We start from the raw sequence: 14,131 nt of genomic DNA, 5'->3' as shown, positions 1-14,131 counted from the left end.
ATGGTGCGCATGACCGTGAAAGAAACCTCCCACCCAGAGATGCAGGCCATCGGCCTCAACTACGAGCGCTGGCAGGACGCCGTTGAGGCAGCCATTTCCAGCAATCAACTGGCAGTGACCGGGGAGGTTCGCGGGGGACAACTTATCCAGTTCGCGGATCCTTCCGGCGCGCAACTCAATATCCTTGCCGTCGAGCCTTTCGCCACCTTCATTGGTTTCGAGGGCGTTACCCAGGGCTTCGCCCACGTGTCGATGATTAATGATGTCTTGGCTTTCCTGGACATCATTGATCCTTTCGGCAACGTGCTCGCGCAGGCGACGGCAAATCTGGCGCAGGGCCCGCTCCTCGCTGACGAAGACACCCAGCAGTGGCAGCAAGTAGAGCTCACTGCGATGGGTCTCAACGTCTCCGCATTCGACAGCACAGACGCCTACGAAGCAGCGAAGGGAAGCTACCCGGCCACGTTTGAGTCCGTGGGTGCGGACATTGTCGCGGCTGGTTCCGGCGCCGAAACCCCCACCCCGCGCTGCACCTTTGCCGCACGGGTCATGGAATCCGAGTGGCGCCACAACCAGCTCACCGGTGAACGCTTCATTCATCTGGTCATGGATGGTGCATTCCCCTTCGATCTCTGCTTGCCCGAGAGCTTTGGAGACCTCCCGGTAAAGGATTCCGTTCTTGCGGGTTCGGCAATGCTGACCGCCTCGATCGCGCTGCCCACTGGTGGCTGTGGCGGCGAAGGCGGGTGCGCCTGCGGCTCCGGCGGCTGCGGCGGTCACTAGAACTTCCGTAGAGTAGTTCACATGAGTTTTTCCGCATCTCAGCGTCGCGGCCTCGCGCTCCTGCTCGCCGTGGTTACCGCTGCGGTGTTGATTCTGACACTGAAGCTGCCGGGAGTTATCCTCGCCGCGTTTGTGTGCGCAGCGCTGTGGCTCTTTGCTGACGCTCGCCCCAACGCCTCGGAACATGCAGCACTGCGGGCTTCTATTGCTCTCACGGTGGAGGACATCACCGGGGTCCTCGAGGACTACGCGACGTTTGCCACGAGCGACGACGCCGAGTCCCTCGCCGACCGCACGTTGCACCGCCCGGCGCTTGTCGACGCCGACTGCGCCAACCCCACCATCGAAGCGTTCCACTATGAGATGCATGGCGCGCAACGCTTCTTACGCCGCCTCGATGCTCGAGTAAACTCGCCGAATGCCGAGACAAGTGAGCTTGAATCCCTGCTCAAGGTAGCCGATGAGCGCGCCGCCGAGCTCAAAGAAGCCTGGCTCGCCGCCCGCCGCGCTGCCTTGGCCTTGGGAACCAATTACGAAAAGGAGGACGGACGCTAAACGCCGTCCTGAAAGCCCTATAGTGACGTTTCACCAGTTGCCACGATGCGCGAAGGGCCCGTCAGCGTGGAGCCGTCCTCGGTGAGTTCTACCTGGACCTCGCCGCCGGGGACGATGACGCGGACGCTGCCGGTGATGCGGGAGGCGTCGGCAAGCGCGGCGCACGCTGCCGCCACCGTCCCGGTGCCGCACGAACGGGTCTCGCCCGAGCCGCGCTCGAAGACGCGCATGTGAACCGTTCCATCCTCCAGGGGCGTGACCAGCTCAACGTTGACGCCAGCCGGGAAGAAGTCGGTATCAAATACCGGTTGCTCGAGGCGCTTTCCAGCCAATTCCTCTGGGCTAAGGTCTGGGATAACCGCCGCCAAATGGGGATTTCCCACGTCTACGCCAAGGCCGGCAAAGCTCTCCCCCGCCATCGACGCTGTGGAGACGCCGAGCACCTGTGCTGGGCCCATCTCCACGCTGACTTCGGCCGCTGTGTCGTTAAAGGAGTGCACGGTCACCTGCTTGGCCCCTGCACGAGTGCCCACGGTGAAGGCGTCGGTATCCACCAACCCCCGTGAGCGGACCCAGTGTGCGAAGACCCGGGTGCCGTTGCCACACATCTCCGCAATCGAGCCATCCGCATTGCGGTAGTCCATGAACCAGTCCTCCGCAGCGATACCCGGCGCGAGTTCCTCAATCTCCCCATTGGCAAGCAGCTGACCGGCGCGGATAACGCGCAGCACGCCGTCCGCACCGATTCCCGCACGACGGTCACACAGAGCCACTACCTTTTCCGGCGGCAGCGCTTCTGTTCCTTCCACAATGACGAAGTCGTTCTCAGTTCCGTGGCCTTTTGCAAACTTCATAGGTTTAAAGTCTACTGTCCTTCCACGATACGCAATGCCTGCGGCGTCGTCTCGGCCGCAGCATCGAGCCACTGGATCCGCTTGTCGCGGTTGAACCAGGAGCGCTGGCGGCGCACATAGCGGCGGGTTCCGGTAATGGTGCGCTCCACTGCTTCTTCCCATGTCAGCTCGCCGCGCTGGGCTTGCAGCACCTGTGCGTAGCCGATCGCCCGGCCTGCTGTGGAGTCAGCCTTTAGACCGTGGGCTTGGAGGTTTTCAACTTCCTCCACGAGCCCTTTATCGAACATGAGGCGGCTGCGCAGCTCAATGCGTGGGTTCAGCCAGCTGGAATCCGTGCGCAGACCGAGGATTATCGTCCCCCACCGGGGCGGAGCATTCTTCGGTGGCTGGCTGGCTTTGAAGGGCTTCCCAGTAAGCTCGATAACCTCCAGCGCGCGCACGGTGCGGCGCGGGTCTTTGTCCTCGATGATGGCTGCGGCCGCTGGGTCCACAGCGGCCAGCTCCGCGTGCAGGGCATCGGTACCGATCTCTTGGCGCCGTGCCTCCCAGCGGGCCCGCACCTGCGGGTCAGTGGGTGGGAATTGCCAGTTATCCACGAGCGATTGGACATACAGCATGGAGCCGCCCACCAGAATCGGGGTTTTACCGCGTGCACGGATGCCGTCAATATCCGCGATGGCGGAGGCCTGATAGCGCGCTACCGACGCCGTTTCCGTCACGTCCCACACGTCCAGCTGATGGTGCGGAATGCCTTCGCGTTCCTCCTTTGTCAGCTTGGCTGTGCCGATATCCATGCCCCGGTAGAGCTGCATCGAATCAACGTTGACAACTTCCCCGTCGAGCTCGTGCGCAAGAGCTACACCGAGCGCTGATTTCCCGGAGGCCGTCGGGCCCACCACCGCGATAGGGGTTGGGCCGGGTGCTTGGACTTCAGGCATTAGCACTGCCACCCCGCCACATAGCGCCCTACCCCGAGGGTTGAATCCGCCGCCCGCAGTTCCGCGTGACGTGGGTGCACGCTTGCCAGCTGCGCCCAGAGGCTCGTCTCGAGCACACCGGCAGCACGGAGGCGCTCTTCGTCGCAGTGGCCTTCCCCTCCCGCTAGGATGCTTTCGCACCACAGGTGTGCATCCCGTGCGCCATCGACAAGCGCAAGCGGCGCGCGCTCGGTCAGGCCGGCCGAACCGTCAACGCAGACCACAGTCAAGCGCCCGGGGCGGACCTCACCGAGCTCAGCGCGGGAATCCTCCACCACGAAGCCCGGTTCATCGGAAGTGAGATTAAGTGCACGGCTAAGCACGTAGCGGGCCATGATTTCCGGAAGGAAATTCCCGCCGCCGACATTGACCTGCGGTGCTCCCCATGCTTTCAAGCTCCCCGTGTGCTCGGTACGCCAGCGCACGTCGCGCGATCCCACAATGTCCACCTGGAGGGGGCTGCTGCCGCTCACGCGTGCGGCATCACGGGCCAACTCGCACGCAGCACTGAGCAGCGCACGCGAGGCATCATCGCTGGGTGAGAGTTCTTCCGCCAAGGCCGGTGAGGCTGGCATAATCATGAGATTCTGCATCGACTCCCATCCTATAAGGTTAGTTTTTCGGGGTTAACACGCGGCTGCGCGGCTGAAACGGTAGTGTTGTGTGACATAAGTTCTGGCAGCCGTGTCGCGCGGCGCGATAGTACCGAAGGTGGTTTCCTACCATGTCCGCTATTCCTTCCCCTGGAGCCATGCCCCGCAAGGGTTCTCGCCCCGGCCCAACTCCTTCCGCCCCGGCAGCTCGCCCGGTGCAGCCTGTGAAGAACGATCCCACTCAGTGGGGCCGCGTTGATGCTGATGGTTCGGTGTATGTCAAAGCACCCGAGGGCGAACGCAAGATCGGTGAATGGCAGGCGGGTACTCCTGAAGAAGGCCTAGCGCATTTTGGCGCACGCTACGATGATTTGTCTACTGAGATCGAGCTGCTGGAATCCCGCCTGAATGCACATCCGGGCGATGCAGCATCGATTAAGGCTACCGCGGCAGAGCTGCGGGAATCCCTGCCCACGCAGGCGGTGATTGGTGATATCGCAGCCTTGGATCAGCGCCTGGGCACCGTCATCGAGCATTCCGTCGAAGCCGGCGAGCAAGCACAGGCCGATAAGGCCCGCCGCCGCGAGGAGGCAATCGCAAAGAAGGAGAAGCTCGCCGCAGAGGCCGAGGACATCGCCGCTAACTCGACAGAGTGGAAGGCCGCCGGCGACCGCATCCGCGCCATCCTCGAGGAATGGAAGCAGATCCGCGGCATCGACCGTCACACGGATGATGCCTTGTGGAAGCGCTACTCCCGCGCCCGCGATTCCTTCAACCGCCGCCGCGGCTCGCACTTCGCTGAGCTCGACCGCAACCGCGCTGCTGCCCGCGCCAAGAAGGAAGAATTGGTTGAGCGCGCAGAAGCCATCAAGGAATCCACCAACTGGGGTGAGACGGCGCGCGCTTACCGCGACCTCATGACGGAGTGGAAGGCCGCTGGCCGCGCGCCGCGCGAGATCGATGACAAGCTCTGGGCCCGCTTCCGCGCCGCGCAGGACCACTTCTTTAATGCCCGCAACGCCGTCAACGATGAGCGCGACAAGCAGTTCGCAGAGAACGCCGCCGCCAAGGACGCACTCATTGCGGAATATGACTCCCAGATTGATCCCACCAAGTCGCTCGACGCGGCAAAGGCCAAGCTGCGAGAGCTGCAAGAAAAGTGGGAGGAGATTGGTTTCGTCCCACGCAATCAGGTGCGCGAGTTCGAGGCTAAGATTTCCGCTCTGGAAAAGCGCGTAAGCGATGCCGAGGATTCAGAGTGGCGCCGGACCGATCCGGAGGCCCAGGCCCGCGTGGCTCAGTTCCAGGCCAAGGTGGATGACTTCACCGCTCAAGCAGAAGCAGCTGAGGCCAAGGGCAATACCAAGAAGGCAGAGGATCTGCGTACCCAGGCCAAGCAGTGGCAGGAGTTCGCGGATGCCGCCGCGGCTGCTGTCAACGGCAAGTAAGCGCGCTGCGTAGCCTGAGTGTTCGTTCACATCGTCGCCCCGCCGGGCTCGGCACACGCTGAGCCCGCTGACTGTCTCCGCAGCTTCGTCTTCGACGCTAACCTTGCCGCGCAAGAGGCCAGCGGTGATCCCGCAGCCAGTGGCTCTCCACGTCGCGTGCTCCAGCGTCTCCAAGGTTCTACGGAGTCACGCACCTACCTCTTTGGTCTGACAGACTCCGTCTTGGGCCCAGCTGGAGAGTTAGGCTTGCCAGTTATTTCGGCCGCCGAGCCCAGCCCGGAAATTGACTTCGACGGTTTCATCCACATCTCGCTTCCGCTTTTGGAAGAGACAGATAACGCCGACATCGAGTGCGTCCTCGCCGCCGATCTCCTCCCGCTGCCTGGGGAAGAGCTGGAGCCGGAAGCCCTCGAGGTCACGCGGATCTTGGCCCGCGAAGCCCAACGCCTTACCCGCCAGCTAGGCCGCAAGAATGCCCAGGTTGGCATGCTGTACCCGCCGGACGCGGACTACTCATACGATCCGATGTCGCAGGCCTACCTCGAACTGGGCTTTCGCCAGAAGCACGCCGAGCGCCAGATGTACATCGACATCGCTGCCACCTCCCCGGTCCTCGGCGCGCACGTCTGGCCGGACTACGACATTCCGGATGCACTGCTTGACGACGTCCTCCGCTTGCTCACCCTCGCCTCCACCGACGCGGTCTACGGTGACTTGAGCGTCGAGCCCATCGTGTGGACGCGGCAGCGCCTCAAGGAGGCCCACGCCCGACTGCGCTCCCGCGGAGCGCACACTCTGCTCGTGGGTATTCTCGACCAAGGTAATGTCGTCGCCCTCACGGAGCTCTCCCGCCACGGCGATGCAGACCCCGAGGTGTGCGAGTGGACGCTCACAGTGACTGACCGTGAATACCGACGCCGCGGGTTCGCCACGCGCGCCAAACAGCACGCTCAGTACGCAGTGGCGCACCACTGGCCCACCGTGCGCCGTGCGTACTGCTCAGTGGCCCAGGCCGATCCAGCGATGAACGCGCTGTATGCCCGCCTCGGGGCGCACGTCATTTCCGCCAGCAGCGCCTACGAACTCACCGTGTAAACGGGGTAGTCGGTATAGCCGCGCTCCCCTCCCGTGTAGAACGTGCTCTCATCCGGCGCGGTAACAGGCAATTCCTCCTGCCAGCGGCGGACTAGGTCCGGATTCGAGATAGCCAGCCGCCCCACCGCCACGGCATCGCCGTACTGCACCAGCTGCTCGGCCTCCTCCCGCTGGGTGATGCGGCCAAAGCCTGAGTTGAGGATGACGCGTGTCTTCCCGTTGGCGCGAACAAGAGTGCTCAGCTCGGTGATGAGCTCACCAGTGGGCTCTGCGTGCAGGAAGGAAACATAGGCCAAGCCGAGGTCCTCGATAGCGCGAAGCAGCCCACCGTAGGTGGCGCGCACATCCTCAACGTCGCTTTCCTCAATGCCTTGAATATTGTTTTGCGGCGATAGGCGCAGCGCAAGGCGGTCCGCGCCAATCTCTTCAGCCACCGCACGCAGGATCTCCTCCACAAGGCGATAGCGATGTTGCGGGCTTCCGCCATAAGCATCGTCGCGGTGATTGGAGCTTGGGGAAAGGAACTGGTGCAAAAGATAGCCGTTGGCACCGTGGATCTCTACGCCATCCATGCCTGCGTCAATAGCGTTGCGTGCGGCTTGCCGGAACTCATCGATGATGCGCGGCATCTCTTCACTATCGAGTGCTCGGGGCACTGGGCACTCCTTACGGGATTCGAAATCTCTCACCGCAGTGCCGGAGGCCAGCGCGGAGGGAGCTGCCGGCTCCGCCCCTTCAAGAAGGCTGGCATGAGACAATCGCCCGCCATTCATTACCTGCATGAAGATGCGCCCGCCGGAATCGTGAACGGACTTCGCCACGCGACGCCACCCGGCTATCTGCTCTGATGTCTCGATACCAGGCTGGCCTGGGAAGGCACGGCTGGTCACCGCTGGGAACACACCTTCTGTCACGATTAGCCCCATGGAGGCGCGTTGCGTGTAGTACCTCTCATGCAGCTGCGTGGGGACGCCGTCGCGCCCTGCGCGCGACCGGGTCAAAGCCGCCATCGTCACGCGGTTTGGAAGCGTTAGTCGTCCCAGTTCTAAAGAGTCAAAGAGTGTAGCCATGCACTCCACAACACGAATCTAGGAACGCTTATTCCTCGCCCTGATGGCTCCGGTGGCGTGAGGCGGCGCGCGAGCGGCGGTCGTCGATAAGCAGCGGGTTCTGTTCCGCTGGAAGCGCGGTCGCGGCTTCGTTCTGCAGGACTCCCACGTGGTCAAGCTGCCCCGAGACTTCCCGCACGCGCTCCGCGGCGGCTAACTGCTCAGGGCTGCGGCGCAACGCCACTTGGCAGTACACCAGGAAGGCCACCAACGTAGACACAGCGCCCACGTACATGCCAATAGATGCCCCCTCAGCGGCACCGCCGCGGTACCAGAATCCCCACAAGTTAACGAAAAAGGAGATGGTCACCATCATCCATGCGGCGAGAGCCACAGACGTCCGCCGCGTAAGGATCGTAGCGGTAGTCAGAATTCCCACGCCACCCAACGCTAACCAGGCGCTAACGGTCTCCATAAGTGAAATTCGCACTCCCTCGGCGGTTCCGCCTACGAAGAGTGCTTCCCATCCACGGGCGTCACCGGCATAAGGCAACACCAGATACGCTACCCACACCACGACAGACACGATGAGCGCATATTTGTGCTTTCCCAGTTCGATGGTCTTCGCCGCGCGCTTTTCTGCGGCGACAGCATCGCGCACCTGCTTCAAGTCATCACTCATAGAATCGGAGCCTACTCCCTTCTAGCAGCCACAGGAATCAGCGGGAGCGCTGGGCTTGCCGACGCCCGGCAGGCCCAACCCCACCCCAATCGGTGCCGTGGTGGGGGTCTGCCCCGCTGCCGACATGTCGCCGGCCTTGGTGCGACGGTGCTCACTGACACCGGAATCGGCCACGAGGAAGAAAGAGCCCGCATCCGTCACGGTGGTGTGCACGACATCGCCAGGGCGAATCTCCGCGGAGATGTCCTTGCCCTCACCATCGACGGGAGCAAAGTGAACGAGGCGGCCATCGCGAGCACGGCCGGTAAGACGGTGGGTCTCGGCGGACTTACGGCCGCCTTCCGCCTGGACCAGGAGCTCCACATCGGTGCCAATGAGCTTCGCGTTCTCCTCGGCCTGGATGGAGTCTTGCAGCGCTACCAGGCGCTCGAAGCGCTCCTGCACTACATCCTTCGGGATCTGATTCTCCATGACCGCAGCCGGGGTTCCCGGACGCGGCGAGTACTGGAAGGTAAACGCGGAGGCAAAGCGGGCGCGACGCACCACATCCAGGGTGGCCTCAAAGTCCTCCTCCGTCTCACCGGGGAAGCCCACGATGATATCGGTGGTGATGGCGGCATGCGGCATTTTCTCGCGCACTTCGTCGAGGATGCCCAGGAATTTCTTCGTGCGGTAGGAACGGCGCATGTCTTTGAGGACCTTGTCGGAGCCAGACTGCAGCGGCATGTGCAACTGCGGGCACACCGCAGGGGTCTCCGCCATGGCATCGATGACATCGGAGGTGAACTCTGCCGGGTGCGGGGAAGTAAAGCGCAGGCGCTCAAGCCCCTCAATCTTGCCCACTTCCCGCAGCAGCTTGGAAAAGGCGAAGCGGTCTCGCGGCAGGTCCGGGTCAGCGAAATTGACGCCATAGGCATTGACGTTTTGGCCCAGCAACGTCACCTCAGAAACGCCCTGGTCCACCAAGGCCTGAACCTCTGCGAGGATGTCGCCAGGGCGGCGGTCCTCTTCCTTGCCGCGCAGGGAAGGAACGATGCAGAAAGTACAGGTGTTATTGCAGCCCACGGAGACCGATACCCACCCGGCATAGGCGGACTCGCGCTTGGCCGGCAGCACGGAGGGAAAAGCCTCAAGCGCGTCGACGATTTCAACCTGGGCCTCATCATTGTGGCGGGCGCGTTCAAGAAGTGTCGGCAACGCCGCCATGTTGTGGGTGCCGAATACCGCATCGACCCACGGCGCGTGGTCAAGGACTGTGTCCTTATCCTTTTGCGCCAAGCAGCCGCCCACAGCGATCTGCATGCCGGGGTGGTTTTCCTTCGTTTTCTTCAGCGCACCTAGGGTTCCATACAAACGCTTGTCCGCGTTCTCACGCACAGCACAGGTGTTAAAGACTACGAGGTCAGGCTCGGCGCCATCCGGTGCCGCCGAGTAGCCGGCTTCCTCGAGCAAACCGGAGATGCGCTCGGAGTCATGAACGTTCATTTGGCAGCCGAAAGTCCGCACCTCATAGGTGCGGGGCTGAGTATTACTTACGGGGGAGCTCACGGGGGGACATTCTAACTGGCCCATCCGGCTACTCATAATGCCTTTAATTCGGCGATGCGCGCATCAAGAGCCTCGATGGATATGCGCATGACAAGTTCCTGGTTGTAGCCGCGCCGCGCGAGCGTTCCCACGATGCGGCGCAGGAATTTGTCCCTTTGATGCCGGTCGGCCGGAACCTTTTTAAGCGTCCGTGCCTTCTTCTCCGCGACCTGGCGGGCGACAGCCTCTTCAGATTCTTCTGTAATCTGCTCTAAGGCTGCGGCCCGATCAGCGGCATCAACGCCCTTCTCCTTGAGCTCCACGTTGAGGGCTCGGGACGACTTGCCGCGCCGCGCATGACGCTGGCGAACCCATTCCTTGGCAAAGCTCGCGTCATCAACAAGGCCGACATCTGCGAGGTCATCAACAACTTCCTCGACCACGTCGGGCTCGAAGTCCGCAGCAACGAGGCGGTCACGCAGTTCTTTGCGGGAACGCGCTCTCTGATCCAGCAGACCCAGCGCACGAGAACGCACGGGAGCCTTCGCTGCCTCGGCTGCTGCATCAACCAGCTGCCCGCCCGCGTCACCTGATTCATAGGATTCGAGGGCCTGGCGCAGCTTCGCAATCTTCTCCGGTGAGGGTTGTGCCATTGATCCCGTTTAGTCGTCGTCGAAATCGACGTTCGGAACCAGATCCACAGACTCATCCGTCAGCGGATCATCTGCTCCTGGCACATCCATGGCCACGTTGTCGCCACTCTCGGCAGCGGCAGCACCCACACCGAGCTTGACAAAGATCTTCTTCTCAATCTCATCCGCCAGATCCGGATTGTCCTTGAGGAAGTTACGAGCCTTCTCCTTGCCTTGGCCCAGCTGGTCACCCTCATAGGTAAACCAGGAACCAGACTTCTTGATGAAGCCATGCTCAACGCCGAGGTCAATGATGGAAGACTCGCGCGAAATACCTTCGCCATACATGATGTCAAACTCAGCGATCTTGAACGGCGGGGAGACCTTGTTCTTTACAACCTTGAGCTTGGTGCGGTTACCAATGGCATCCTGACCGTCCTTGAGGGTCTGAATGCGGCGAATATCGCAGCGTACCGAGGCGTAGAACTTCAGCGCCTTACCACCAGTCGTGGTTTCCGGCGATCCAAACATGACGCCGATCTTCTCACGGAGCTGGTTGATGAAGATGGCGGTGGTCCCCGAGTTATACAGAGCACCCGTCATCTTGCGCAGCGCCTGGGACATGAGACGAGCCTGGAGGCCAACATGGCTATCACCCATCTCACCTTCGATCTCCGCCTTGGGGGTCAGGGCAGCAACCGAGTCAATCACGATGATGTCAATGGCGCCAGAGCGCACGAGCATATCGGCGATTTCCAAAGCCTGCTCACCAGTATCCGGTTGGGAGACCAGCAGGTTATCGGTATCAACGCCAAGCAGTCGTGCATACTCCGGATCGAGAGCGTGCTCAGCATCGATGAAGGCCGCAATACCGCCAGTCTTCTGCGCCGATGCAATAGCGTGCAGGGCAACGGTGGTCTTACCCGAGGATTCCGGACCATAAATCTCCACGATGCGGCCACGCGGGAAGCCGCCGACGCCCAATGCGATATCGATGGCCGTATTACCGGAGGAAATAGCCTGGATTGGCGGGCGATCATCATCACCCAGGCGCATAACGGCGCCTTTACCAAAATCCTTCTCAATCATCGCCATGGCAGCGTCAAGGGCTTTTTGACGATCATTGCCCTTGCTCGCTGCCGAGGACTTCTTCTTCGTAGCCATTCATTTCCTCACTATCGTGCGTCAGTTGTAGTGCGTTCTTACGCGTTAATTAAAAGTGGCACCTAATTAGACTGCCACGTGGCAGCTGAGGTTCCCTGGCGCGACTCAAACAGCCTTAGCGCCCTCTCCTCAAGCCACGAAGTCACCCTAACGTGCCCGCCGGACCACGTCCCACAATACACACACAAGTGTTCGATTTTCCATTTCGCCCAAGCGCGTGTCCCAGCAACAGCCTCCACTACTGAAGTACCCAAGGACCGTCCTGCTCTTGCCGCGAGAAGGTCACCTTCTCAGCAGTCTGAAGAACGGCCACCTCCTCCCCTAATGAGCTGCAAACATCCAGGTCATCAAGGTCAGCCCTGCTACTCATATACTTGGAATACCCCGGCCCTTGCACATCACGGTAGAGCTCAACGCTACCCGCCGCCGGTGGCACCCACTCATCATCCTCATCTGTACCTCCCTGCCAGGTTCCATCGCTGGCGGCGAGGACATCCCTTTCGGCAGCGCCAGGGCAAATAATGATCACCCGTTCATACTCCGAATCGAAGATGTCACCGATCGGCATGTCTACGCTTCCCGGCTCCCTTTCCTCGACCCCAGCGGCCTCATCGATATTTTCGATGACATTCGCGGAATTCACCAACGAACATCCAGCTAGGCCGCCTATGACCGCACCGGAAAGAAGTACTACTGCCCCATAGCGCGCCCTAAGGCACCCTAAACCCTTAAGCCACGCTTGTTTCTGCCCAATTTCCATGCACCAAAGATACCCCGTTCGGGGTGGATGCGCCGCCCAAATTACGTGCTTGAACACTGTTCAAAAGGTGCTATTTGCTGCACAGTTATCCCACTGGATAAACTTTGGCCCATGAAAAAGAATTCCGTCGCGACTGACATCGCGTACGTCGCGGTCTTTACCGCGCTCATCATAGTCTTTGCTTTTGTCTCTATCCCCACTCCCACCGCGGGCGTGCCCATCGTTCTTCAAAACGCGGTTATCATCCTCGCGGGTCTGGTCCTCGGCGGCCGCCGCGGCCTCTTCGTAGGCCTGCTCTTCATTGCCCTCGGCCTCGTTGGCCTTCCCATCCTCGCCGGCGGACGTAGCGCGTTGAGCGCTCTCGCCGGCCCCACGGTTGGCTACCTCGTTGGTTATGTGGTTGCCCCGGCCATCGCCGGACTCATCGCCTACCGCGCCCCGCGCAACAAGGGTGGAATGACGCTCGTCCTCGCTATCGCCGGCGTCGTTGGCCTCGCCGTCCAGTACTTCTGCGGAATTCTCGGCCTGATGTACCGCTCTGACATGTCCTTCGGTGCAGCCACCATCGCCCAGGGGCCATTCCTCATCCCCGATCTCATCAAGGTCGCCGTAATGGTTGTCATTGCGGTCGGCGTCCACGCAGCGTTCCCAGACCTGATGGGCCGACGCACCGCTAAGGCGAAGTAGCTCCCGTGCCGCTCATTGAATTCCGTAACGTGTCCGTCACCTTCGACGAGACGCCGGTGCTTAACGACGTTTCCCTCAACTTGAGCGAACAACGCATCGGCATCATCGGCGCCAACGGCGGCGGCAAGTCAACCCTCGTCCGGCTCATCAATGGTCTCGGTGAGCCCTCACGCGGTGAGGTCTTGGTGGACAACATGGACGTCGCCAAGCACGGCAAAGAAATCCGGCGCCGCGTGGGATTCGTGTTCTCAGACGCCGAGAACCAAATCGTCATGCCGCAGGTACGCGATGACGTGGAATTCTCCCTGCGGCGCCTCAAGCTGCCTCGGGAGGAACGCACCGCGCGTGTCGACGCCGCACTCGAACGCTTCGACCTCGACGCCCTGGCCGAGCAATCCCCACACTCGCTCTCCGGCGGGCAGAAACAGCTCCTTGCGCTGGCTGCGGTACTGGTCATGGAACCGACCGTTATCATCGCCGACGAGCCGACAACCCTGCTGGATCTGCGCAACCGTGACCGCATTCGCCGCGAGTTCGCCAGCCTGGAGCAGCAGCTGATCGTGGTTACCCACGACCTCGACTTCCTCTCCGACTTTGACCGCGTTCTGTGCATTGACGACCACCACGTAGCCGCCGATGGAACACCCGACGAGGTCATTCCCTTCTATACGAAGCTCATGGAATCCCGTCCCCTCTAGCGATCATGCCCAAGAACATCCCACTCGGCTTCTATGTCGACGCCGACACCATCATCCACCGCATCCCCGCCGCGGTGAAGTTCCTCGTACTCATCGGCTTCATCCTCGTGACTTCGCTGGCCGTTCACACGATCGGTTGGGCAGCGCTAAGCCTCGCTCTCCCCCTTGCCCTCTTCCCCATTGCCCGGGTTCCCTTTCGCGTCGCGCTCGGCCAGCTCGCGCCGCCGCTCTATCTCCTCGTCGCACTCGCTGCATTTCAGTGGTGGCAGAAGGACTTCACGGCGGCTGCCATCATGTTCCTCACGATTTACGCGGCGATTAGCGCGGCGGTCCTGCTGACGCTCACGACGAAGGTCTCGGAGATGATGGACTCCCTGGATCGCGCCCTCGCCCCGCTGGGGCGCCTCGGGGTCCCCGTTGAGAACATCACGCTGGCGATGTCCCTGACTATTCGACTGCTTCCCCTCATGCTGGGAACCGTGGTCGAGGTGCTAGACGCACGAAAAGCCCGGGGCGCCACGGCATCATTAACAGCTTTTGGCACCCCGGTTATCATTCGCTCTATCCGCCGCGCACGCGCCATGGGTGAGGCGCTTCAAGCGCGCGGCGTCGGCGACTAAGCCTATT

16 protein-coding genes are annotated in these 14,131 nt (G+C 61.6%); 7 read left to right on the top strand and 9 right to left on the bottom strand.

Annotated elements, in window-relative coordinates:
* Both HMPREF2912_RS04385 and HMPREF2912_RS04380 read left to right on the top strand, forming a co-directional pair.
* Nucleotides 1–783: a hypothetical protein gene (locus HMPREF2912_RS04385; protein WP_070524490.1), complete on the top strand. Its 783-nt coding sequence runs from the start codon at nucleotides 1–3 to the stop codon at nucleotides 781–783.
* A 21-nt stretch (nucleotides 784–804) separates the two neighbouring features.
* On the top strand, nucleotides 805–1,338 hold the full coding sequence (locus tag HMPREF2912_RS04380; protein ID WP_070683407.1) for a hypothetical protein: 534 nt from the start codon (nucleotides 805–807) through the stop codon (nucleotides 1,336–1,338).
* A 17-nt stretch (nucleotides 1,339–1,355) separates the two neighbouring features.
* Here the strand turns inward: HMPREF2912_RS04380 and dapF are convergent, their stop codons facing one another.
* The 3 genes from dapF to HMPREF2912_RS04365 are packed head-to-tail and all read right to left on the bottom strand — an operon-like array spanning nucleotide 1,356 to nucleotide 3,762.
* On the bottom strand, nucleotides 1,356–2,192 hold the full coding sequence (gene dapF, locus HMPREF2912_RS04375) for a diaminopimelate epimerase (RefSeq protein WP_070683405.1): 837 nt from the start codon (nucleotides 2,190–2,192) through the stop codon (nucleotides 1,356–1,358).
* 11 nt (nucleotides 2,193–2,203) lie between these two features.
* On the bottom strand, nucleotides 2,204–3,130 hold the full coding sequence (gene miaA, locus HMPREF2912_RS04370; RefSeq protein WP_070683403.1) for a tRNA (adenosine(37)-N6)-dimethylallyltransferase MiaA: 927 nt from the start codon (nucleotides 3,128–3,130) through the stop codon (nucleotides 2,204–2,206).
* The gene (locus HMPREF2912_RS04365; RefSeq protein WP_070562925.1) at nucleotides 3,130–3,762 is read right to left on the bottom strand and encodes a hypothetical protein; all 633 of its coding nucleotides are present in this window, start codon (nucleotides 3,760–3,762) and stop codon (nucleotides 3,130–3,132) included. Before HMPREF2912_RS04365 ends, miaA begins: the two co-directional genes overlap by 1 nt.
* 131 nt (nucleotides 3,763–3,893) lie before the next feature.
* Between HMPREF2912_RS04365 and HMPREF2912_RS04360 the strand changes: the two genes are divergently transcribed.
* Nucleotides 3,894–5,210, top strand: a complete 1,317-nt coding sequence (locus tag HMPREF2912_RS04360) for a DUF349 domain-containing protein (RefSeq protein ID WP_070683402.1) — start codon at nucleotides 3,894–3,896, stop codon at nucleotides 5,208–5,210.
* Nucleotides 5,211–5,228: 18 nt separating this feature from the next.
* On the top strand, nucleotides 5,229–6,305 hold the full coding sequence (locus HMPREF2912_RS04355; protein WP_070683400.1) for a GNAT family N-acetyltransferase: 1,077 nt from the start codon (nucleotides 5,229–5,231) through the stop codon (nucleotides 6,303–6,305).
* Here the strand turns inward: HMPREF2912_RS04355 and HMPREF2912_RS04350 are convergent.
* From HMPREF2912_RS04350 to HMPREF2912_RS04325, 6 genes are all read right to left on the bottom strand, one after another.
* Nucleotides 6,287–7,375, bottom strand: a complete 1,089-nt coding sequence (locus HMPREF2912_RS04350) for an alkene reductase (RefSeq protein WP_083312477.1) — start codon at nucleotides 7,373–7,375, stop codon at nucleotides 6,287–6,289. The two genes, HMPREF2912_RS04355 and HMPREF2912_RS04350, sit on opposite strands and share 19 nt — an antisense overlap.
* Before the next feature lie 28 nt (nucleotides 7,376–7,403).
* Nucleotides 7,404–8,036 carry an Rv2732c family membrane protein gene (locus HMPREF2912_RS04345; protein ID WP_070683396.1) on the bottom strand — a complete coding sequence of 211 codons (633 nt, stop codon included), beginning with the start codon at nucleotides 8,034–8,036 and terminating at the stop codon, nucleotides 7,404–7,406.
* Nucleotides 8,037–8,057: 21 nt separating this feature from the next.
* Nucleotides 8,058–9,608 carry a tRNA (N6-isopentenyl adenosine(37)-C2)-methylthiotransferase MiaB gene (gene miaB / locus HMPREF2912_RS04340; protein WP_198530295.1) on the bottom strand — a complete coding sequence of 517 codons (1,551 nt, stop codon included), beginning with the start codon at nucleotides 9,606–9,608 and terminating at the stop codon, nucleotides 8,058–8,060.
* Between the two features lie 8 nt (nucleotides 9,609–9,616).
* Nucleotides 9,617–10,216, bottom strand: coding sequence for a recombination regulator RecX (gene recX, locus HMPREF2912_RS04335; protein ID WP_070683394.1), 600 nt, complete (start codon nucleotides 10,214–10,216; stop codon nucleotides 9,617–9,619).
* A 9-nt stretch (nucleotides 10,217–10,225) separates the two neighbouring features.
* Nucleotides 10,226–11,359, bottom strand: a complete 1,134-nt coding sequence (gene recA / locus HMPREF2912_RS04330; RefSeq protein ID WP_070683392.1) for a recombinase RecA — start codon at nucleotides 11,357–11,359, stop codon at nucleotides 10,226–10,228.
* 238 nt (nucleotides 11,360–11,597) lie between these two features.
* Nucleotides 11,598–12,002: a hypothetical protein gene (locus HMPREF2912_RS04325; protein ID WP_070683390.1), complete on the bottom strand. Its 405-nt coding sequence runs from the start codon at nucleotides 12,000–12,002 to the stop codon at nucleotides 11,598–11,600.
* A gap of 228 nt (nucleotides 12,003–12,230) precedes the next feature.
* Between HMPREF2912_RS04325 and HMPREF2912_RS04320 the strand changes: the two genes are divergently transcribed.
* Genes HMPREF2912_RS04320 through HMPREF2912_RS04310 form a run of 3 tightly spaced genes read left to right on the top strand, consistent with a single transcriptional unit; the run spans nucleotide 12,231 to nucleotide 14,124 of the window.
* Nucleotides 12,231–12,806, top strand: a complete 576-nt coding sequence (locus tag HMPREF2912_RS04320; RefSeq protein ID WP_070683388.1) for a biotin transporter BioY — start codon at nucleotides 12,231–12,233, stop codon at nucleotides 12,804–12,806.
* Between the two features lie 5 nt (nucleotides 12,807–12,811).
* Nucleotides 12,812–13,504: an energy-coupling factor ABC transporter ATP-binding protein gene (locus HMPREF2912_RS04315; protein ID WP_070683386.1), complete on the top strand. Its 693-nt coding sequence runs from the start codon at nucleotides 12,812–12,814 to the stop codon at nucleotides 13,502–13,504.
* Between the two features lie 5 nt (nucleotides 13,505–13,509).
* Complete coding sequence (locus tag HMPREF2912_RS04310; RefSeq protein WP_070683384.1) at nucleotides 13,510–14,124, top strand: energy-coupling factor transporter transmembrane component T family protein; 615 nt, start codon at nucleotides 13,510–13,512, stop codon at nucleotides 14,122–14,124.
* Nucleotides 14,125–14,131 lie beyond the last annotated feature (7 nt).

The organism is Corynebacterium sp. HMSC056E09, assembly GCF_001813425.1.
In the GTDB taxonomy this organism is placed as follows: Bacteria; Actinomycetota; Actinomycetes; order Mycobacteriales; family Mycobacteriaceae; genus Corynebacterium; species Corynebacterium hesseae.
This window is presented reverse-complemented; position numbering and strand designations above follow the sequence as displayed.

Excerpts from the sequence above, each read along its gene's own strand:
- HMPREF2912_RS04350 (WP_083312477.1), bottom strand. The coding sequence starts at position 7,375 with ATGGCTACACTCTTTGACTCTTTAGAACTGGGACGACTAACGCTTCCA.
- HMPREF2912_RS04380 (WP_070683407.1), top strand. The coding sequence starts at position 805 with ATGAGTTTTTCCGCATCTCAGCGTCGCGGCCTCGCGCTCCTGCTCGCC.
- dapF (WP_070683405.1), bottom strand. The coding sequence starts at position 2,192 with ATGAAGTTTGCAAAAGGCCACGGAACTGAGAACGACTTCGTCATTGTG.
- HMPREF2912_RS04345 (WP_070683396.1), bottom strand. The coding sequence starts at position 8,036 with ATGAGTGATGACTTGAAGCAGGTGCGCGATGCTGTCGCCGCAGAAAAG.
- HMPREF2912_RS04360 (WP_070683402.1), top strand. The coding sequence starts at position 3,894 with ATGTCCGCTATTCCTTCCCCTGGAGCCATGCCCCGCAAGGGTTCTCGC.
- HMPREF2912_RS04320 (WP_070683388.1), top strand. The coding sequence starts at position 12,231 with ATGAAAAAGAATTCCGTCGCGACTGACATCGCGTACGTCGCGGTCTTT.
- HMPREF2912_RS04365 (WP_070562925.1), bottom strand. The coding sequence starts at position 3,762 with ATGCAGAATCTCATGATTATGCCAGCCTCACCGGCCTTGGCGGAAGAA.
- HMPREF2912_RS04385 (WP_070524490.1), top strand. The coding sequence starts at position 1 with ATGGTGCGCATGACCGTGAAAGAAACCTCCCACCCAGAGATGCAGGCC.
- miaA (WP_070683403.1), bottom strand. The coding sequence starts at position 3,130 with ATGCCTGAAGTCCAAGCACCCGGCCCAACCCCTATCGCGGTGGTGGGC.
- recX (WP_070683394.1), bottom strand. The coding sequence starts at position 10,216 with ATGGCACAACCCTCACCGGAGAAGATTGCGAAGCTGCGCCAGGCCCTC.
- recA (WP_070683392.1), bottom strand. The coding sequence starts at position 11,359 with ATGGCTACGAAGAAGAAGTCCTCGGCAGCGAGCAAGGGCAATGATCGT.
- HMPREF2912_RS04310 (WP_070683384.1), top strand. The coding sequence starts at position 13,510 with ATGCCCAAGAACATCCCACTCGGCTTCTATGTCGACGCCGACACCATC.
- miaB (WP_198530295.1), bottom strand. The coding sequence starts at position 9,608 with ATGGGCCAGTTAGAATGTCCCCCCGTGAGCTCCCCCGTAAGTAATACT.